The following is a 19,247-nucleotide window of genomic DNA, read 5'->3' as shown; positions in this document are numbered from 1 at the left end:
GCCAACTTCGGGACTGCCGAGCATCCGAGGTATTCGCGTCCCGTTGGGTGGCCAACTCGCCGATCTGGGCTACGCCGCGGGCTGGCAGCTCGTGCGCGCCATGCCGGAGTTCGCTGCCCGCAACGCCTTTGATGCCGGTGCGCTGTACGCGGCGCGCGGCGGCGGGCCGGATCAGCTGCGCAAGAACCTGGCGCGGGTGCTCGGCGTGCCGCCGGCCAAGGTGCCGGCCAGCCTGATTCGTGCTTCGCTGGCCTCCTACGCCCGATACTGGCGGGAGGCGTTCCGATTGCCGTCGATGAATCACGAAGCGGTGGCCCGTCAGGTCCAGGCGACGAGCAACGGCAGCGAGCACGTCGTCGAGGCCCTACGCGCAGGTCGTGGCGCGATCCTCTCGCTGCCGCACAGCGGAAACTGGGACATCGCGGGCGTGTGGCTGACCAACACCTACGGCAAATTCGCCACCGTCGCCGAGCGTCTGAAACCCGAATCGCTCTACAACCGGTTTCTCGCCTACCGTGAGAGTCTTGGCTTCGAGGTGATCCCGCTGACCGGCGGGGAGCGGCCACCCTTCGAGATCCTCGCCGAGCGACTGCGCGGCAACGGACTGGTGTGCCTGATGTCCGACCGTGACCTGACGCGCTCCGGCGTCCAGGTCGACTTCTTCGGCGAGCCGACCCGGTTTCCCGCCGGACCGGCCAAGCTCGCCTTGGAGACAGGTGCCGCCCTGTTGCCCATTCACAGCTGGTACGAGACTCGCGACTCGCGACTCGACCTCTACGCACCGCTCGACACGTCTTCGGGCGACGTCGGGGTCATCACCCAAGCTCTGGCCGACCGCTTCGCCACGTGCATCGCCGCGCACCCCGCCGACTGGCACATGTTGCAGCCGCAGTGGCTCGCCGACCTCTCCGACGAACGCCGGGCCCGGCTCGGGGAGGGCTAATGCGTATCGGCATGGTCTGCCCCTACTCGTTCGACGTGCCCGGCGGCGTTCAGGCGCACGTACTGCAACTCGCCGAAGTGATGCTCGGCTACGGGCACGAGGTCAGCGTCCTGGCGCCGTCCTCGCCGCACGTGACCCTGCCCGACTACGTCGTCTCTGGGGGCAAGGCCGTGCCCATCCCGTACAACGGGTCCGTCGCGCGGCTGCGATTCGGGCCCGCCACGCATCGCAAGGTGAAGAAGTGGATCTTCGAGGGCGCCTTCGACGTCCTGCACGTGCACGAGCCCAATGCGCCGAGCCTTTCGATGCTGGCCCTCATGGTCGCCGAGGGACCGATCGTCGCAACCTTCCACACGTCGACCACGAAGTCGTTGACCCTCAGCGTCTTTCAAGGCATCCTGCGGCCCTGGCATGAGAAGATCGTCGGCCGCATCGCCGTTTCCGACTTGGCGCGGCGTTGGCAGATGGAGGCGCTCGGTTCGGATGCCGTGCAGATTCCAAACGGGGTGGACGTCGCGTCGTTCGCGTTGGCGCCGAAGCGCGACGGTTATCCGCGAGCCGGAAAGTCCGTGCTGTTCCTCGGCCGGTTCGACGAACCGCGCAAGGGCATGGAAGTGCTGCTCGGTGCGCTACCTGCGTTGGTCGAGGCGTTTCCCGACGTCGAGGTCCTCGTCGTGGGACGCGGTGACGAGGACTCCCTGCGCGAAGAAGCCGGTGAGTTGGCCGGACATCTGACGTTCCTCGGGCAGGTCGACGACGCGGCGAAGGCCTCCGCGATGCGCAGTGTCGACGTGTATTGCGCCCCGAATACCGGCGGCGAGAGCTTCGGCATCGTGCTGGTCGAGGCGATGGCCGCCGGTACTGCGGTGGTGGCCAGCGACCTGGACGCCTTCCGCAGGGTGCTCGAGGACGGTACGGCGGGCCGGCTGGTGCCGGTCGACGACGCGCCCGCGTTGGCCACCGCGCTGGTCGAGATGCTGTCCGACGACGCGATGCGGCAGCGCTACGTCGACGCCGCGTCCGCCGCGGTCCATCGCTACGACTGGTCGGTCGTCGCGCGCGAGATCCTGCGGGTATACGAGACGGTCGCAGGTGCGGGCGTGAAAGTGCGGGTGGCTGGCTCTACCAGCAAGAGCGAAGCGGCTAGGGGCACGGCGTGATCACCTGGATCGTCCTCGGTGCCCTGGTCGGGCTTCTGGTCGCCGTCGTGGTCGTGACGGGCGCGTGGGCGCTGCAGACCGCAAGCAGGCTGAACCGACTACACGTCCGATACGACCTGTCGTGGCAGGCGCTCGACGGCGCACTGGGGCGACGCGCGGTGGTGGCGCGGGCAGTCGCCACCGATGCCTACGGCCGCACCCCGCCAGGCAAGCAGTTGGCCGCGCTTGCGGCGGCCGCCGAACGGGCGCCCAGATCGGGTCGCGAAGCCGCGGAGAACGAGTTGTCGGCGGCCCTGGCACAGGTCGATCCCGCATCGCTTCCTGTCGCACTGGTGGCCGAGGCGGCCGACGCCGAAGCGCGTGTGTTGCTGGCCCGGCGGTTTCACAACGACGCCGTCCGTGACACCCTCGCGTTGCGCGAGCGACCGCTGGTGCGCTGGTTCCACCTCGGCGGAACCGCGGCGATGCCAACCTATTTCGAGATCGCCGAGCTCGCGGCCCAAGACACCGTCGGGCAGGTGAGCCGCCGCACGTCAGCGCGCGTCGTGCTGCTCGACGAGGACGGGCACGTGCTGCTGTTCTGCGGTTCGGACCCGGCCGCGGAGTCCGACGAGGCGCCGCATTGGTGGTTCACCATCGGCGGTGCCGTCCAGCCGGGGGAGCAGCTGCCGCAGGCCGCCGCCCGCGAGCTCGCAGAGGAGACCGGCTTGCGAGTCAGTCCGGCCGACCTGATCGGGCCGGTGTGGCGACGCGATGCGGTGATCGACTTCAACGGATCGGTAGTGCGCAGCGAGGAGCTGTTCTTCGTCTACCGCGTCGCGCGGTTCGAGCCGTCGACGAGCGGCCACACGACGCTGGAACGCAGCTACATCCACGGCCACCGTTGGTGTGACGCGTTGGCCATCCGTGCCCTGGTCGACGGCGGCGAAGCGGTGTATCCGGTGCAGCTTGGCGAGTTGCTCGCCGACGCCGTGGCCATGGCCGACCAGCGGCTAGGGCAGCAACCACGGCAACTGCAATCGATTCGGTGAGCTGCGGATTAAAGCGATTTGGACCGGCTACTAGACTGGTTCAGTACTTATTTGGAGGAGTTAGCAGTGGATATCGGCGGGCAGGAGCGCAGCGACCGGGGAATCAGCGGCGCCGCTGACAGGAACGGGTCCGCAGAGGGCAACCAGACCGGCACCGCGCGTGTGAAGCGTGGCATGGCCGAGATGCTCAAGGGTGGCGTCATCATGGACGTCGTCACCCCCGAGCAGGCCCGCATCGCCGAGGGTGCGGGCGCGGTGGCGGTGATGGCACTCGAACGCGTGCCCGCCGACATTCGGGCCCAGGGTGGCGTTTCGCGGATGAGCGATCCGGACATGATCGAGGGCATCATCGCCGCGGTCACCATCCCGGTGATGGCCAAGGCCCGCATCGGTCACTTCGTCGAGGCGCAGATCCTGCAGAGCCTCGGTGTCGACTACGTCGACGAGTCCGAGGTGCTCACCCCGGCTGACTACGCCAACCACATCGACAAGTGGAAGTTCACCGTGCCGTTCGTCTGCGGTGCCACCAATCTCGGTGAGGCATTGCGGCGACTCACCGAGGGGGCGGCGATGATTCGCTCCAAGGGTGAGGCGGGTACCGGCGACGTGTCGAACGCCACCACGCACATGCGCAAGATCGGCGGGGAGATCCGCCGGCTCACGTCGCTGTCGGAGGACGAATTGTTCGTTGCGGCAAAGGAACTGCAGGCGCCTTACGAGCTTGTGGTCGAGGTCGCGCGGGCGGGCAAGTTGCCGGTGACGCTGTTCACCGCCGGTGGTATCGCCACTCCTGCTGACGCCGCGATGATGATGCAACTCGGCGCCGAGGGCGTCTTCGTCGGATCGGGCATCTTCAAGTCCGGTGACCCTGCTGCGCGTGCTGCGGCGATCGTCAAGGCCACCACGTTCTTCGACGACCCCGACATGTTGGCCAAGGTGTCGCGCGGATTGGGTGAGGCCATGGTCGGCATCAACGTGGAGGACATCGCGCAGCCGCATCGCCTCGCCGAACGCGGCTGGTAAGCCAAACGGATGGCGATCGAGCAAATCCTCGATCTCGAGCAGCTCGAGGTCAACATCTATCGCGGTGGTGTGTTCAGCCCCGAATCCGGCTTTCTGCAGCGCACCTTCGGCGGACACGTCGCAGGACAGTCGCTGGTGTCAGCGGTGCGGACGGTGGACCCGAAGTACCAGGTGCACTCGCTGCACGGCTACTTTCTGCGGCCCGGCGATGCCAGGGCGCCCGCCATCTATCTCGTCGAGCGACTTCGCGACGGTGGCTCGTTTGCCACCCGACGGGTGAACGCCATTCAGCATGGCGAGACCATCTTCTCGATGTCAGCGTCGTTTCAGACCGACCAGAGCGGCATCGAACACCAGGACGCGATGCCGGCGGCGCCGCCGCCGGACGATCTTCCCGGCTTTCGGTCCGGTGCGGCGTTCGACGACGCCGGGTTCGCTCAGTTCGCGGAGTGGGACGTGCGGATCGTCCCGCGCGACCAGGTGGCGCTGCTGCCAGGCAAGGCCAGCCAGCAGCAAGTCTGGTTCCGGCACACCGATCCGCTGCCCGACGATCCGGTGCTGCACATCTGTGCGCTGGCGTACCTCAGCGATCTGACGCTGCTCGGCTCGGCGCAGGTCAACCATCCCGACGAGCGCAAGCATCTGATGGTCGCGTCGCTGGATCACGCGATGTGGTTCATGCGACCGTTCCGCGCCGACGAGTGGCTGCTGTATGACCAATCGTCGCCGTCGGCGTGCGGCGGGCGCGCCCTGACCCAAGGCAAGCTGTTCAACCAGTACGGAGAGCTGGTCGCGGCGGTAATGCAGGAAGGGCTGACTCGCTACCAGCGCGACTTCACGCCCTCCACCAAGTGACCGTCCGCGTCGGAGTCCTTGCGCTGCAAGGGGATACCCGTGAGCATCTTGCGGCGCTGAGCGAAGCGGGCGCGGACGCCGTTAAGGTGCGTCGGGTATCGGAACTGGATGTCGTTGATGCCCTTGTCATTCCCGGTGGGGAATCGACGGCGATGAGCAAGCTACTGCGAGAGTTCGAATTACTGGAGCCGCTGCGCACCCGGCTGGCCGACGGCATGCCCGCGTACGGGTCATGCGCAGGCATGATCCTGCTCGCCACCGAGATCGTCGATGCGGGCGTGCCGGGTCGCGAGGCGTTGCCGTTGGGTGCCATCGACATGACCGTACGACGCAATGCCTTTGGCCGACAGGTCGATTCATTCGAGGGTGACATCGCATTCGACGGACTCGATGAACCCGTGCATGCGGTATTCATCCGGGCTCCGTGGGTGGAGCGGGTCGGACCCGAAGTCGAGGTGCTGGCGCGGGCGGCCGGCCACCCCGTTGCGGTGCGGCAGGGTCGCATGCTGGCGACGTCGTTCCATCCGGAGATGACCGGCGACCGCCGCGTGCACCAGTTGTTCGTCGCCTCCCTCTGAGTGATTTCGGCGCGCTTTTCCGGGCTCACCTCTGAAAAGCGCGCCGAAATCGCTAAGGGGTGGCGAGGGTGGGGAGCAGCAGCCGGGAGCTCGAGCGGATGGTGTTCAGGCTGCTGGTGCCAACGCTGGCATGCCGGAAGTTCATGATGGCCGGCGTCTCGGGGTTCTGATCGTCGCTGGTGATGACCAGCCGGATCCGATCGCCGGCAGCGAAACGACGTGCATTGCCCACCAAAGGAATTCGGTATTCGACGTCCTCGCCGATCGGCACGGCCACGGCGGCGCGGCATGGCAACACGGGCGCACCGGGCACGCTGGCGGGCTCGTCGACCCCGCGAAGGCTGGCCCGCAGCCAGCCGGCGGTGACGTCTTCGACGGTGCCGTCGGCAGCGACGTGTTGCAGTGTGGCCATCCACGCGGTGTCGGCCGCGGTGGCCGAGGCGATCAATCGCAGTTCGACGTCGCCGACCACGTCGAGCGTCTCGGTCAGTGGGGCGGTGGTCCACGTCAGCAGCGCGGGCGGATCGATCGGGCTCGGCTTCACCCGGCCAAGGCCCCCGCCGAGCACCATGAACTCTTGCGAACCAGGTGCGCCCTCATCGGTGGACAACACGCCATCGGCACGAAGTGCCCACTCTGTCAACGATGTTCCCGTAGGCGGCCACTGATCGGCAGTGTGCCAGGTCGCTTCGCTGGACCTTCCCGTCGCTTCGCTCGCCCCACTACCAGGCAGCACGTAGCGGATCGGCGGCCCGTCCATGATGCCGGTGTCGCGGCCCTTGAGCCAGTGGTCGTACCAGGCCAGCGCTTCGGTGTGCAGGCTCTCCCACGGCCAGGTGAGCCCGAATTGCCCGAGCATCCCCATCCGCGCGTTCGGATTGTGTGCCAAGCCCTTCCACGCGATGAACGTCGACGGCAGGTGAAGCGGGACGTTCTCCCAGTCGCAGCCGAGGTAGACCGGAATGTCGATTTGGTCGAGCAGGCCTGTGAGATCCCTTTCGTCCCACCATGTGTCGCGTACCGGGTGCTTGACCATGGCATCGGTCCACAGATCGTCCCACGGGTGTGGGTCGTGGGGGAGCTTGAGCATCAGGCGCAGCCCGGTAACTGCTGCCTCGCCGTTCATGGTGCCGAACTTGCGGTGCAGTGGCGGGGCGTTCAGCACCTTGCGGGCCACCTCGACGGGCAGGCTCCGCCAGAAGTCATCGCCGCGGCCCGAGGTCAGGCCTGCCATCGACAGGAAGGGCGTGATGAACGATGCGCTGGCCAACCCATGGTGGGTGGCCGCCTCGTACAGGTCGGCGGTGACGGCGACCGGGAAGATCGCCTTGAGGTGTGGAGGGCGCTCGACGGCGGCCTCGAGCTGCGTCATGGCGAAATAGCTGATGCCGATCATGCCGACGTTGCCGTCGCACCACGGCTGCGCCGCGGCCCACTCGACGAGGTCGTACATGTCCGTGCGTTCCTGCGCGTCGAAGAAGCCGAACTCCCCGCCCGACCCGCAGGTGCCACGCACGTTGGCGATGACGTGGACATATCCGCGCGACACCCAGAAGGGAGTGTTGCCCGCCTCGATGAATCCCATTGGTGCGCCGAGATCCTGGATCTGACGCGGGTAGGGCGAGGCGGCGATGAGCGCCGGGAAACGGCCTTCGGTGTTGGGCCGGTGGACGTCGGCGAGCAGCGTCGTGCCGTCGCGAACGACGATCTCGACGTTGTTCTCGCGCCGGACGCGATGTTGCGGCTCACTCAGATTGCGGTAGTCACGCCCCGTCGTTTGCGGCCCGTTGAGAAGCTTCGTGTTCATGAGTCTCACGCTACGGTGAAATTAGTTTCAACGCAAGATGAGACTCACGCTATGATGAGATTCATGGTGAAGAAGTCGATCACACCGGGTCCCCGAGACGAACGTGGCGTGTTGGCCGCGCGAATACTGACCGCGGCGCGCGCCGCCTTCGCCGATACCGGCTTGGCGGGCACCACAATTCGGGCCGTGGCGCGCGAAGCCGACGTCGACCCTGCGCTCGTCTATCACTACTTCGGGTCGAAGGAGGGTCTGCTCGAGGCGGCCACTGCTCCGCCGCAACGGTGGCTCGAGAGTGTCGCGCAGACGTGGACGACACCGGTGCCCGAGCTTGGCAGTGCGCTGTTGCGCTTGATGCTGGGCGCCTGGGCCGACGACGAGATCGGTCCGGTGCTGCGTGCGATCCTGCAGACCGCGGCCCACGACCCGGGCACTCGCGAGAAGCTCCGCAAGGTCGTCGAGGGAAGCCTGATGGGCGTCTCGCATCTGGGGACGGACGAACGTGACCGCCTCGTGCGCAGCGGCCTCGTCGCCTCGCAGCTCATGGGGCTGGCGATGATGCGCTACGTGTGGCGGATCGAGCCGGTCACCTCGATGCCCGACGACGAGCTAGTGGCGGCCATCGCGCCCAACCTGCAGCACTACATCGAGGGTGACCTCGAACAGCGCTAACGTCCCCGTAGACTGGTCGATCGGACTTTCGCAGTAGTGAAGAAGTAGGGAAGAAGAGGTAGTACCTGCATGAGCGGCCATTCCAAATGGGCGACCACCAAGCATCAGAAGGCCGTCAAAGACGCGCGCCGAGGCAAGGAGTTCGCCCGGCTGATCAAGAACATCGAGGTCGCGGCGCGCACTGGCGGTGGCGACCCGTCGGGTAACCCGACGCTGTACGACGCGATCCAGAAGGCCAAGAAGACGTCGGTCCCCAACGACAACATCGAGCGGGCCCGCAAGCGTGGTGGCGGCGAGGAAGCCGGTGGCGCCGACTGGCAGCCCATCACCTACGAGGGCTACGGCCCAAACGGCGTCGCGGTGCTGATCGAGTGCCTGACCGACAACAAGAACCGGGCTGCCAGTGAAGTGCGCATCGCCATGACCCGCAACGGCGGCAACATGGCCGATCCCGGCTCGGTGTCCTATCTGTTCACCCGCAAGGGCGTGGTGACGCTGGACAAGAACGGCCTCACCGAGGATGACGTGCTGACCGCCGTGCTTGACGCCGGCGCCGAGGACGTCGTGGACCAGGGCGAGAGCTTCGAGGTCATCTCGGAACCCACGGACCTGGTTGCCGTGCGGACCGCGCTGCAGGACGCCGGGATTGACTACGAGTCAGCCGAGGCCAACTTCCAGCCGTCGGTCAGCGTGCCCGTCGACCTGGAGGGTGCACGCAAGGTGCTGAAGCTGATCGATGCGCTGGAAGACAGCGACGACGTGCAGGACGTATGGACCAACGTCGATATTTCCGACGACGTCGCCGCGCAACTCGACGAGGACTGACCGACGGGCTCAAGCCTGCTCGACGTTAGCGGTGCCCGCCGCCATGGTGGAAGATGATCGGCCCGCCGAAGTCGCCGAAGAGGAACGGGTACTGCTGCGGATAGGTGACAGGCGGCGGGGTAGAGCTGAGTTGCACGTTGCCTGGTGTTTCGCACGTGGTGCTGTTTCCCGAGACGTTCGTGCATTCCAGATGATTGTCGGATGCGGCTGCCAGCGGTGCTCCAAGGATGGCCGTGGCGGCGCCTGCTGCCAGCAATGGTGCGGCGAGGCGAAGGGCGATGCTCATTTTTGCTCCTATAGAAACTGAACGTACAGTTTCTAAATAGAGCAGCGTCGCAGCTGGAGCGGATCATCCCGTCGCAGATGTGAGGTGGGTCACACCATGAGGCCCTGCATTACTCCGTCGATCACCGCATCGGCAGCTGCTTCGTCAAACGGCGCGTAGCCGGTCATCAGCCGATACATAGCTGGCCCGAACACGATGTCGATGCCCACCTCGGGATCGACGTCGCCGCGTAGTTCACCGCGCACCACGCCGCGGTCCCAGATGGTCCGGCTGACGTCTCGCCGGGAGTGGATGAGCCGGTCCTGCAGTTCGGCGGCCACCACCGGATCGAACTGCGCCTCGCCGACCAGCTGCGCGAAGACGCGCCCGCTAGCGCTGGCGTAGAAGTGCGCCAGCCCGCGAAGCGTTATGCGGAAGTCCTCGGCTGCCGAGCCGGTATCCGGGTCAGGCGACTCGACGCGAAGCTCGGAGAGGAATGCCTCCACTGCCACCGCGTACTTGTTCGGCCACCATTTGTAAATCGTGGCCTTGCTCGCTCCGCTCCGGCCGGCGATCTCCTCAGTCGTCATGGCCCGCAGGCCGACCTCGTGCATGAGCTCGGCGGCGGCCCGAAGGACGGCCGTGCGCGATCGCTCGCTGCGCGGACGGCCCACCCGCGACTGTGATTCATTGGCCACGGATCCGGTCTCGATCATCGGTCATCTCCCGGTTTTCTGAACGTGACGTTCAGTATGGCCCAGGGTGCTCGATTCAGCTGGTTAAGAACTCGCCGATTGCGTGGGCGGTTTGCTGGGGCTGATCCAGCATGATCAGCACGTTCGCGTCATCGACATAGCGCAGTTCGCCCGCCGTCAGATCGGCCAAGCGGATCGCATGCTCGTCGGGCATGACGGGGTTGTGACTCCACAACACCAGCACGTCGCCGTGAAAGTCCTTGAGCCGGTTGGTCGCCCGAGTCAGCTCCGCGTCGACGAACTTCGTGCGCGTGTACTTGATCAGGTCTGTGCGGATGCGCTTGTCGCGCAACCCCACATCGAACCAGGCGTCCACGAGGTGTTGGGGAATCGGCTTCTTGGCCATCATTCCGAACATCAGATACTGCCTGCGTAGCCAGCCGATTCGCATTTGTCGCATGGCCACCGCGACGGTCCACGGGGTCCGGCTAGCCAGCCACGTCACCTTGCCGGGAAACCCGGGCGGAAAGTTCTCGAAGGCCTCGGACGGGCAGATCACCATGCGTGCGACGCGCTTGTCGCGGCCCATGTCGGTGAGGAAAAGCGGTCCGCCCCAGTCGGTCACGATGAGCGTCACGTCGGTGAGGTCCAACCCGTCGAGGAAGTCCGCGACGATTCCGACCATGCCCGGCATGGTCAGGTCGGCGTCGGCACGCATGGGCAACCGATGGCCGCCCAACGGCAGGACCGGCCTCAGGTAGCGAAACCCCGCAGGGGGAAGTGGCAGCACCGCGTCCCACACGTTCTCGTTCATGAACAGCCCGTGCAGGAGCACGACGGGCGCTCCGGCCGGATCGCCTTCCTCGCAGTATTCGAGGGTGCCCGCGGTGACGTCGACCGATTTCATTGCCCAACCTCCACTAGAACATAGATTCTAGAACGTATGCTCTAGTGTGTCGGGAGGAGGCGACGTTGGCAAGGTCGACGAGAGAATCGATCCTGACCGCTACGGCGGAACTGATGCGGCGAAACGGCTACGCCGCCGTCGCGATGAAGGACGTCGTCAAGGCGTCGGGCGCCCCCATCGGCTCGCTCTACCATCACTTTCCCGGCGGCAAGCTCCAGCTGGCGCGGGAGGCGCTGATCAACGCGGGGGCGGCGTACGGACTGCTCATCCCCACGCTCGTCGACCCCTACGGCGACCTCGGCGAGGCCATCGAGGCCGTCTTCGGCCAGGCGGCCGAAGACATGGCGCAGACCGGGTTCGCCAACATGTGCCCGGTGGCCAGCGTGGCGGCGGAGGTCGCCGATACCGTCCCAGAATTGCGCGATGCCACCGCCGACATCTTCACGGGCTGGCTCGACGGCGCGACCGCATACTTCCGCGCCCGCGGGCTGCAAGAGCCGATGGCCCGCGACTTCGCGGTCGTGCTGATAGGTGCACTCGAAGGCGCGTTCGTACTGGCCCGGACGCTGCGCAGCACCGAACCACTGCTCGCGACCGGCCGGGTGCTCGCTCCGCAATACCGCGGCGTGGCGCTTGCGGACTCGAGCCCCCTGCAAGCAAGTGCCGGTGGCGTGTCCCTACCCGGTCCCGTCCCTGGCGAAGGCTAAGGTATCGAACAGCTGTTCGGGAAAATGACGGGATGTGAGGAGCCGCAGTGCGCGTGATGGGCGTCGACCCCGGTTTGACGCGTTGTGGGCTGTCGGTCATCGAGAGCGGACGCGGTCGACAGGTGATTGCGCTGGATGTCGACGTGGTCCGCACGCCGGCCGACCAGCCACTGCAGAAGCGGCTGCTGGTCATTAGCGAAACGGTCGAGCACTGGCTGGACACCCATCACCCGGACGTCCTGGCGATCGAGCGGGTGTTCGCCAACCAGAATGCGAACACGGTGATGGGTACTGCACAGGCGGGCGGGGTCATCGCACTCGCCGCGGCACGGCGTGACATCGACGTGTACTTCCACACGCCAAGTGAGGTGAAGGCGGCCGTCACCGGCAACGGCCGCGCCGACAAGGCCCAAGTCACCGAGATGGTCACCAGAATCCTTGCGCTGCAAACGAAACCGACTCCGGCGGATGCCGCCGACGCGCTCGCGCTGGCCATCTGTCACTGCTGGCGCGCCCCGATGATCGCGCGGATGGCCGAGGCCGAGGCCATGGCTGCAGAACAGCAGCGCAAGTACCGCGCCAAGCTCAAGGCGGCCAGATGATCGCGTCAGTTCGTGGCGAGGTGCTCGACATCGCGCTCGATCACGTCGTCATCGAGGCGGCCGGGGTGGGCTACAAGGTCATGACGACACCGGCGACGCTCGCGACGCTGCGGCGTGGCAGCGAGGCCCGACTCATCACCGCGATGATCGTGCGCGAGGACTCAATGACGTTGTACGGCTTCGCGGATGGGGAGTCGCGGGACCTGTTCAGCACACTGCTCGGGGTCTCCGGCGTCGGCCCGAAGATCGGGCTTGCCACGTTGGCGGTCTACGACGCCCAAGCGCTTCGGCAGGCGCTCGCCGACGGCGACGTCACCGCACTGACGCGGGTGCCCGGCATTGGCAAACGTGGCGCCGAGCGCATGGTGCTCGAGCTGCGCGACAAGATCGGTGCGGTGACGCCGGGGGGACTGGCTGGCGGTGGCGGGCACGCGGTGCGCACCCCAGTCGTGGAAGCGCTTGTCGGACTTGGGTTCGCGGCGAAGCAGGCCGAGGAGGCCACCGACAAGGTGCTGGCGACCGAGCCCGACTCCACCACGCAGAGCGCGCTGCGCGCCGCGCTGTCGATCCTGGGTAGGAAGTAATAGCGTGGGCCGCTTCGACGACGACGACGACCACGAGGACACCACCGATCGCGAGGTCTCGGCAGCGTTGACGGTCGGCGAGGGCGACGTCGACGCAAGCCTGCGGCCGCGCTCGCTCGGCGAATTCATCGGTCAGCCACGTGTCCGCGAACAATTGCAACTCGTCATCGAGGGCGCCAAGAACCGCGGCGGCACACCGGATCACATCCTGCTGTCAGGGCCGCCGGGGCTCGGCAAGACGTCGCTGGCGATGATCATCGCCGCCGAACTTGGAACCTCGCTGCGGGTCACCTCGGGCCCCGCGCTCGAGCGCGCGGGCGACCTCGCCGCGATGCTGTCGAACCTCGTCGAGCACGACGTGCTGTTCATCGACGAGATTCATCGGATCGCCCGGCCCGCTGAGGAAATGCTGTACCTGGCAATGGAGGACTTCCGCGTCGACGTCATCGTGGGCAAGGGCCCTGGGGCGACGTCGATTCCGCTCGAGGTAGCACCCTTCACCCTCGTCGGGGCGACCACGCGCTCAGGCGCACTGACGGGCCCACTGCGCGATCGGTTCGGATTCACGGCGCACATGGACTTCTACGAACCGGCGGAACTGGAACGCGTGCTGTTCCGCTCGGCGGGCATCCTGGGCATCGAGCTCGGCGCCGAGGCCGGGGCCGAGATCGCGCGCCGCTCCAGGGGGACGCCTCGCATCGCCAACCGGCTGTTACGCCGGGTCCGGGACTTCGCAGAGGTGCGCGCCGATGGCGTCATCACACGCGACATCGCGAAGTCCGCGCTCGCGGTCTACGACGTCGACGAGTTGGGTCTGGACCGGCTGGATCGCGCCGTGCTGTCAGCGCTCACGCGCAGTTTCGGTGGCGGTCCGGTCGGGGTATCGACGCTTGCCGTCGCGGTCGGCGAAGAGGCCACGACGGTCGAGGAGGTATGCGAGCCTTTCCTGGTGCGGGCCGGCATGCTTGCCCGCACCCCGCGTGGTCGGGTCGCAACCGCGCTCGCGTGGACGCACCTCGGCCTGACGCCACCCAGCGGAGCGAGTGGTATGGGGCAAGTCGGTTTGTTCGAATAGAAGGACACCAAATGATTACTGCCGGACTGATTTTCGCGGGGCTCGCCGCCGCGCTTCACGTGTACATCTTCGTGCTCGAGTCGTTCCAGTGGACGGCGCCGCGAACGCGCGCGACGTTCGGTACGACACCCGAAGAGGCCGAGACCACGAAACTGCTGGCCTTCAATCAGGGCTTCTACAACCTGTTCTTGGCGATCGTGACCGTGGTGGGAGTGGTCTGGATGAGCTCGGGCGGAATCTTGGTCGGCGCGGCCCTCGTCTTCGCAGGCGTCGGGTCGATGCTCGCGGCCGCCGTCGTGCTCGTTGCGTCGTCACCGGACAAGGCTCGCTCCGCACTAATCCAAGGTGCGCTGCCGTTGGTGGCCGTGGTGCTGCTCGCGATCGGATTGTCGACGGCGTAGTCGATGTCGGGCTGCCCGACGACGTACACCTGGTGGCCGCCCGAACGCTTGGCTTTGTACATGGCCCGGTCGGCCGAATGAACGAGGGACTCGGCGAACGTTCGGACGTCTGAGTCGGGGACCCAGGCGCACGGCGCACTGTCGATGCCGATGCTCGCCGTGATGCCGCCTGGCAACAGCGCGATCTCGCTGCGTAACCATTCTGCGAGGCTGATCGCGTATTGCTCGCTTCCGACCACTGCGATGACGAACTCTTCGCCGCCGATCCGAGCTATCACGGAATCGACGCTTCTGGCGTGACGCAGAATGTCGGCGACCGCCACCAGGGTGCGGTCGCCCGCTGCGTGGCCCGCGGTGTCGTTGATGCGCTTGAAGTCGTCGAGATCGATCATGACGATCGCCAGCCGGGACGGGGTGATACCGAGCGGAGCGATGATCAAACCGCGCAGCGACCGGTGGAAGCCGCGTCGGTTGGGCAGTCCCGTCAGCGGATCGGTGTCGGAGTTGAGCGCGTCGACGCCAAGGACGTGGATGAGCACCTGCGCGGAGAACGGCACCGCCAAGACGCTCACCAGGAGCACGATGAGCTTGCTCGACGCCAGCGCGAAGTCCACCTGGGAACTCACCCGGAAGCTGCAGACCGCCGCCGTGAGCATGGCCACCGTCAGGGTGAAGGCAAGGAGTCGGGTGCTGTGAAAGAAGGCGACGTAACCCGCGAGGGCCGCGAATGCGGCACAGGTCTGGAGGCCGGATCCGGGGTATGGCTGCGCCAGGCACGTCGCGGCGATGCACGCACTTGCCACGACAGCGAACAACGTGGACTGGCCGCGAGTTGGCCAACGCGCCATCCATAGCGTGGCCATCACCGCACACGACGTCGCGACGGCGACCGCAGTCGCGGTGAAGGCAACGCCGCGTGGGCCCGTGGTGCTCCACAACATGAGCAGCGGTACCGCGCCCATCAAGATGGCGATGACAGCCATCATGTAGCGGGTGAATCGTTGTAAATGGCGGGTAGCAAGGTATGTGGACAGCCAGACATAGTGATCAGGTTGTCGCCACCAACGACACATCCAGTCCACTCTCGGGCGCTCACCTTGCGATCGATGGCCGAAGACTCGTAACGGCACGGGAATTATTATGCTGACGTCGGCGTAGACCGACATGCAGGATTTGAATAGTACATGGAACTAGTAGCGTTTGCTGCGCTAATTTGCAGACCTACCGAATGACAGGTAGTGGTGCCAATTGCAGCGCCTCGTTCCCGGCCACGTCGACGGCGGTGTCCTTGTCGCCGATTGCAGGTCGCGGTCGGCTGCGATACGGGTAAAGCGCACATCCGCACCGCCCAGGGGGTTCGCCTCGTCGCGCTTCGTCTTGGCAGGTGAGCTACGCCGACGACCGTGCGAGGTTGGTGCATCGGCGAAGTGGGTAAGCACTTCGTTGACCAGGGAGGTTGACGTGAACGATATTGATACCCGTACCCGTCTAAGAGGTGGACGCTTGCGAATGCCGAGGAGTCGCGGCGCCGCGACGGGGGTCCTGCTGATCGTGCTCGGCGTCTGGGGCGCGGCGGCGCCGTTCGTCGGCCCACACCTCGACTTTTCGTTCAGCCCCAGCCAAGAATGGTCGGCCGCCCGCGGCTGGCTCGAGGTGTTGCCCGGGGCCGTAACGGTAATCGGAGGAAGTTTGCTGGTTCTTTCTAAGAACCGGATGACAGGGATGCTCGGAGGTTGGCTCTCGGTGATTGCTGGAGCCTGGTTCGTGATCGGCAGGGCCGTTGCCGGTCCGCTTGAACTCGGCAACGTTGGCACGCCCGTAGCGTCGACCGACACTCGACGACTGTTGCTCGAACTGTCGTACTTCCACGGGCTGGGTGCGCTGATCGTATTCCTGGGCGCGGTTGCTCTGGGTCGGCTCTCGGTTCGCTCGTTCCGCGACGTCGAGTACGCACGCGGACCGGTCGCACACTCTGCCGAACTGCCTGAGTCGGACGTCGAGCCTTCGTCGCGGCGGCGGCAGTGGGCGATGCCGTTCGGGCGTCGCGGAAGTCACGCTCACTAGCGGCGGATCAGCTCGTCAGGTGTCGGCGACGGGGTCGCCTAGCCGGTGTAGACCATCACGTGCTTGACGCGGGTGTAGTCCTCAAGCCCGTACATCGACAGGTCCTTGCCGTGCCCGGACGACTTGAAGCCGCCGTGCGGCATCTCGGCGACCAGCGGGATGTGGGTGTTGATCCACACGCAACCGAAGTCCAGTGCATTGGACATACGGATCGCGGTTGAGACGTCCTTCGTCCATACCGACGACGCGAGGGCGAACTCCACGCCGTTGGCCTTCTCCAGCGCGTCGTCCTCCTCGGTGAAGGACTGCACCGTGATGACCGGACCGAAGATCTCGGTCTGGATCATTCGGTCGTCTTGCCGCAGCCCGCCGACAACCGTCGGCTCGATGTAGAACCCCTTGCCGCCCTGGCGGTTTCCGCCGACGACGACCTTGGCGTGGCTGGGCACGTCGGCGAAGAAGTCCAGCACCCGCTCCATCTGATTCACGTTGTTGACGGGCGGCACCCACGCGTCCTCGTCGTCGGCGGCCTTGCCGAACGTCGTCTGGGCGCCCTTGGCTTGTTCGGCCAGCGCGGCCGTCAACTCGTCGACCACCGATGCGTGTGCGAGCACCCGGGTGGCGGCGGTGCAGTCCTGCCCGGCGTTGAAGTAGCCGGCGGTGGCGATGCCCTCTGCCGCGGCAGCGATGTCGGCGTCACCGAACACGATCACCGGGGCCTTGCCGCCGAGCTCGAGGTGTGTGCGCTTGAGGTGACCGCCTGCGCTGACCGCCACCGCGCGCCCCGCCGCCACCGATCCGGTGATCGACACCATCTGCGGGGTGGGATGAGCAACGAGGGCTGCGCCGGTCACGCGATCGCCGGTGACGACGTTCAGTACGCCCGGCGGAAAGTGTTTGGCGGCCAACTCGGCGAGCATCACCGTGCTGACCGGAGTGGTGTCACTCGGCTTGATGACGACGGTGTTGCCCGCGGCCACCGCCGGACAGAATTTCCAGATCGCCATCATCATCGGGTAGTTCCACGGCGCAACCTGGCCGATCACGCCCACCGGCTCACGCCGGATCCACGACGTGTGATCGGCCATGTACTCGCCGGCCGACTTGCCCTCCAAAACCCTTGCGGCTCCGGCGAAGAAGCGGATCTGGTCGACCATGGGCGGAATCTCTTCGGCCATCGTCACGTGGTTGGGCTTGCCGGTGTTGCGACCTTCTGCCGCGACCAGGTCCCCGGCCGCCTGCTCGACCTCGTCGGCGAAGTCGAGCAATGCCTTCTGCCGCACCGCCGGCGTGGTCTTCTTCCAGTCCTTGAACGCCGTGGCGGCCGACGCGTACGCGTTGTCGATGTCCTGTTCGTTGGATATCGGCGCGGTGCCGTACTGCTCGCCCGTAGTCGGATCGACCAGAGGCATCGTCGCCCCGGTGACTGAATCGACCAGCTCGCCGCCGATGAAGTTCTTGACGGTGGTCACGAAAATCAACTCCCGTTCAGTTGAGCCTTAGAGGTCCTTGAGCACCAGGGCAAGCACGTCGAGACCTTCGTCGAGCAGTTCGTCGCTGATGCTCAGCGGAGGGAGGAAGCGCAAGACGTTGCCAAAGGTGCCGCAGGACAACACGATCACGCCTGCGGCATGGGCGCCCGCACACAGCGCCTTGGTGAGGTCGGCGTCGGGCTCGGTGGTGCCCGCCTTGACCAGCTCGACGGCGATCATGGCCCCGCGACCCCTGACGTCGCCGATGCGGTCGTCGTCGGCCTGCAGCCGGCCCAGGCGGTCCTTCATCAGGACCTCGATCTCACCGGCGCGCGCCACCAATCCGTCGGCCTCGATGGTCTCGATGGTCGCGAGCGCCGCAGCGCAGGCAACTGGATTGCCGCCGTAGGTGCCGCCGAGCCCGCTGACGTGCGGCGAGTCCATGATCTCCGCGCGACCCGTCACCGCCGAGAGCGGCAAGCCGTCGGCAATGCCCTTAGCCGTCACGATGAGATCGGGATCGATGCCCTCGTGCTCGCACGCGAACATCGCTCCGGTGCGCGCGAATCCGGTCTGCACCTCGTCGGCGATGAACACGACGTTGTTCTTGCGGCACCAGTCCAGCAGCGTGGGCAGGAAGCCCTCGGCGGGCACGATGAAGCCGCCCTCACCTTGAATCGGCTCGATGATCACCGCGGCGAGGTTGTCCGCTCCGACCTGCTTGTCGATGACGCTCAAGGCGCGTCGTGCGGCGAGTTCGCCGTCGGTCGCGAGTTCCTTGCCGAACTCCGCATCGCGGAACGGATATGACAGCGGGGCTCGGTAGATCTCGGGCGCGAACGGGCCGAAGCCGTGCTTGTAGGGCATCGACTTGGCGGTCAACGCCATGGTGAGGTTGGTGCGACCGTGATAGGCGTGGTCGAACGCCACGACGGCCTGCTTGCGGGTATAGGTGCGGGCGATCTTGACGGCGTTCTCGACGGCTTCGGACCCGGAGTTGAACAGGGCTGAACGCTTTTCGCCCTTCACCGGCGTGAGTCGGTTCAGCTGCTCGCAGACCGCGACGTACTCCTCGTACGGCGTGATCATGAAGCAGGTGTGCGTGAAGTTGGCGGCCTGTGCAGCCACCGCCTCGACCACGCGCGGCGAGGCGTTGCCGATGGTGGTGACCGCGATGCCGGACCCGAGGTCGATGAGTCGATTGCCGTCGACGTCCTCGACGATGCCTCCGCCTGCTCTGGCCGCGTACACCGGCATGGTCGTGCCGACGCCGCTCGAGACGGCAGCGCTCTTGCGCTCGATCAGTGCCTTGGACTTCGGACCGGGAAGGGCAGTAGCCAGGTAGCGGCTCTGTTCCAACGTGCTCACTTCTGACTCCTGCGAGATGGACAACGGGGTGGCCTGGGGGAGTGCAATTCGATGCGTCGACTTCGTGTCAGAGCCTAGTCGCCGGGCCTAGAGGTGCGACCGGAATCGTCGGCGCATTCCTGGAAGCGCGATGGAATGCGAACTAGACGAGCATGAATTCTTCGCAATCGGTCGTGTTCGAGACGCGCCGTGCCGTTCACTCGCGGGCCGGTGAAT

20 protein-coding genes and 1 pseudogene are annotated in these 19,247 nt (G+C 66.2%); 14 read left to right on the top strand and 7 right to left on the bottom strand.

All coding sequences use genetic code 11. From position 1 onward, the window contains the following. Positions 1-22 precede the first annotated feature (22 nt). From SLQ30_RS01820 to pdxT, 6 genes are all read left to right on the top strand, one after another. Positions 23-943 (top strand): phosphatidylinositol mannoside acyltransferase, encoded by a 921-nt coding sequence (locus SLQ30_RS01820; RefSeq protein ID WP_413467920.1) that lies wholly within the window; start codon positions 23-25, stop codon positions 941-943. Beyond that, complete coding sequence (locus tag SLQ30_RS01815) at positions 943-2,103, top strand: glycosyltransferase family 4 protein (RefSeq protein ID WP_319445128.1); 1,161 nt, start codon at positions 943-945, stop codon at positions 2,101-2,103. Before SLQ30_RS01820 ends, SLQ30_RS01815 begins: the two co-directional genes overlap by 1 nt. Continuing rightward, entirely contained in the window at positions 2,100-3,134 is a 1,035-nt protein-coding gene (locus SLQ30_RS01810; protein WP_319445127.1) for an NUDIX hydrolase, read from the top strand. The genes SLQ30_RS01815 and SLQ30_RS01810 overlap by 4 nt, the downstream gene beginning before the upstream one ends. 102 nt (positions 3,135-3,236) lie before the next feature. Continuing rightward, a complete protein-coding gene (pdxS, locus tag SLQ30_RS01805; RefSeq protein WP_319445575.1) occupies positions 3,237-4,157 on the top strand; it encodes a pyridoxal 5'-phosphate synthase lyase subunit PdxS in 921 nt (306 codons plus the stop codon). A 9-nt stretch (positions 4,158-4,166) separates the two neighbouring features. After that, positions 4,167-5,012 carry an acyl-CoA thioesterase II gene (tesB, locus tag SLQ30_RS01800; protein ID WP_319445126.1) on the top strand — a complete coding sequence of 282 codons (846 nt, stop codon included), beginning with the start codon at positions 4,167-4,169 and terminating at the stop codon, positions 5,010-5,012. Further along, the gene (pdxT, locus tag SLQ30_RS01795) at positions 5,009-5,590 is read left to right on the top strand and encodes a pyridoxal 5'-phosphate synthase glutaminase subunit PdxT (RefSeq protein ID WP_319445125.1); all 582 of its coding nucleotides are present in this window, start codon (positions 5,009-5,011) and stop codon (positions 5,588-5,590) included. Before tesB ends, pdxT begins: the two co-directional genes overlap by 4 nt. Before the next feature lie 52 nt (positions 5,591-5,642). Here the strand turns inward: pdxT and SLQ30_RS01790 are convergent, their stop codons facing one another. Continuing rightward, positions 5,643-7,397 carry a CocE/NonD family hydrolase gene (locus SLQ30_RS01790; RefSeq protein WP_319445124.1) on the bottom strand — a complete coding sequence of 585 codons (1,755 nt, stop codon included), beginning with the start codon at positions 7,395-7,397 and terminating at the stop codon, positions 5,643-5,645. Positions 7,398-7,460: 63 nt separating this feature from the next. Between SLQ30_RS01790 and SLQ30_RS01785 the strand changes: the two genes are divergently transcribed. Both SLQ30_RS01785 and SLQ30_RS01780 read left to right on the top strand, forming a co-directional pair. Next, positions 7,461-8,066, top strand: a complete 606-nt coding sequence (locus SLQ30_RS01785) for a TetR family transcriptional regulator (RefSeq protein WP_319445123.1) — start codon at positions 7,461-7,463, stop codon at positions 8,064-8,066. Positions 8,067-8,135: 69 nt separating this feature from the next. Continuing rightward, positions 8,136-8,891: a YebC/PmpR family DNA-binding transcriptional regulator gene (locus tag SLQ30_RS01780; protein WP_319445122.1), complete on the top strand. Its 756-nt coding sequence runs from the start codon at positions 8,136-8,138 to the stop codon at positions 8,889-8,891. Positions 8,892-8,916: 25 nt separating this feature from the next. Here the strand turns inward: SLQ30_RS01780 and SLQ30_RS01775 are convergent, their stop codons facing one another. The 3 genes from SLQ30_RS01775 to SLQ30_RS01765 all read right to left on the bottom strand — a co-directional run bounded on the left by SLQ30_RS01775 (position 8,917) and on the right by SLQ30_RS01765 (position 10,758). Continuing rightward, positions 8,917-9,177, bottom strand: coding sequence for a hypothetical protein (locus SLQ30_RS01775; RefSeq protein WP_319445121.1), 261 nt, complete (start codon positions 9,175-9,177; stop codon positions 8,917-8,919). Between the two features lie 89 nt (positions 9,178-9,266). Next, positions 9,267-9,872, bottom strand: coding sequence for a TetR/AcrR family transcriptional regulator (locus tag SLQ30_RS01770; RefSeq protein ID WP_319445120.1), 606 nt, complete (start codon positions 9,870-9,872; stop codon positions 9,267-9,269). A 55-nt stretch (positions 9,873-9,927) separates the two neighbouring features. After that, complete coding sequence (locus SLQ30_RS01765) at positions 9,928-10,758, bottom strand: alpha/beta hydrolase (protein ID WP_319445119.1); 831 nt, start codon at positions 10,756-10,758, stop codon at positions 9,928-9,930. 65 nt (positions 10,759-10,823) lie between these two features. Between SLQ30_RS01765 and SLQ30_RS01760 the strand changes: the two genes are divergently transcribed. From SLQ30_RS01760 to SLQ30_RS01740, 5 genes are read left to right on the top strand one after another with little or no spacing between them, the layout of a single operon-like run. Then, positions 10,824-11,465: a TetR/AcrR family transcriptional regulator gene (locus SLQ30_RS01760; protein ID WP_319445118.1), complete on the top strand. Its 642-nt coding sequence runs from the start codon at positions 10,824-10,826 to the stop codon at positions 11,463-11,465. A gap of 47 nt (positions 11,466-11,512) precedes the next feature. Next, the gene (gene ruvC, locus SLQ30_RS01755) at positions 11,513-12,067 is read left to right on the top strand and encodes a crossover junction endodeoxyribonuclease RuvC (RefSeq protein ID WP_319445117.1); all 555 of its coding nucleotides are present in this window, start codon (positions 11,513-11,515) and stop codon (positions 12,065-12,067) included. After that, entirely contained in the window at positions 12,064-12,651 is a 588-nt protein-coding gene (gene ruvA / locus SLQ30_RS01750; protein ID WP_319445116.1) for a Holliday junction branch migration protein RuvA, read from the top strand. The genes ruvC and ruvA overlap by 4 nt, the downstream gene beginning before the upstream one ends. 4 nt (positions 12,652-12,655) lie before the next feature. Next, positions 12,656-13,726 (top strand): Holliday junction branch migration DNA helicase RuvB, encoded by a 1,071-nt coding sequence (gene ruvB, locus SLQ30_RS01745; RefSeq protein ID WP_319445115.1) that lies wholly within the window; start codon positions 12,656-12,658, stop codon positions 13,724-13,726. 11 nt (positions 13,727-13,737) lie between these two features. Continuing rightward, entirely contained in the window at positions 13,738-14,127 is a 390-nt protein-coding gene (locus SLQ30_RS01740) for a DUF1304 domain-containing protein (RefSeq protein WP_319445114.1), read from the top strand. Positions 14,128-14,159: 32 nt separating this feature from the next. On the opposite strand, the pseudogene SLQ30_RS01735 reads toward SLQ30_RS01740, so the two are convergent. Then, positions 14,160-14,783 (bottom strand): annotated as a pseudogene (locus SLQ30_RS01735) (GGDEF domain-containing protein); the annotation flags it as partial. A gap of 853 nt (positions 14,784-15,636) precedes the next feature. Here SLQ30_RS01735 and SLQ30_RS01730 point away from each other — a divergent pair. Next, a complete protein-coding gene (locus tag SLQ30_RS01730; protein ID WP_319445113.1) occupies positions 15,637-16,191 on the top strand; it encodes a hypothetical protein in 555 nt (184 codons plus the stop codon). A gap of 38 nt (positions 16,192-16,229) precedes the next feature. On the opposite strand, the gene SLQ30_RS01725 is transcribed toward SLQ30_RS01730, so the two are convergent. Then, entirely contained in the window at positions 16,230-17,663 is a 1,434-nt protein-coding gene (locus tag SLQ30_RS01725) for a gamma-aminobutyraldehyde dehydrogenase (protein WP_319445112.1), read from the bottom strand. A gap of 27 nt (positions 17,664-17,690) precedes the next feature. Then, entirely contained in the window at positions 17,691-19,031 is a 1,341-nt protein-coding gene (gabT, locus tag SLQ30_RS01720; protein ID WP_319445111.1) for a 4-aminobutyrate--2-oxoglutarate transaminase, read from the bottom strand. Positions 19,032-19,247 lie beyond the last annotated feature (216 nt).

This window comes from Mycobacterium sp. RTGN4, from assembly GCF_033804635.1.
Taxonomy (GTDB): domain Bacteria; phylum Actinomycetota; class Actinomycetes; order Mycobacteriales; family Mycobacteriaceae; genus Mycobacterium.
The sequence above is the reverse complement of the archived record's forward strand: the minus strand, read 5'-3'. Positions and strand labels throughout refer to the sequence as shown.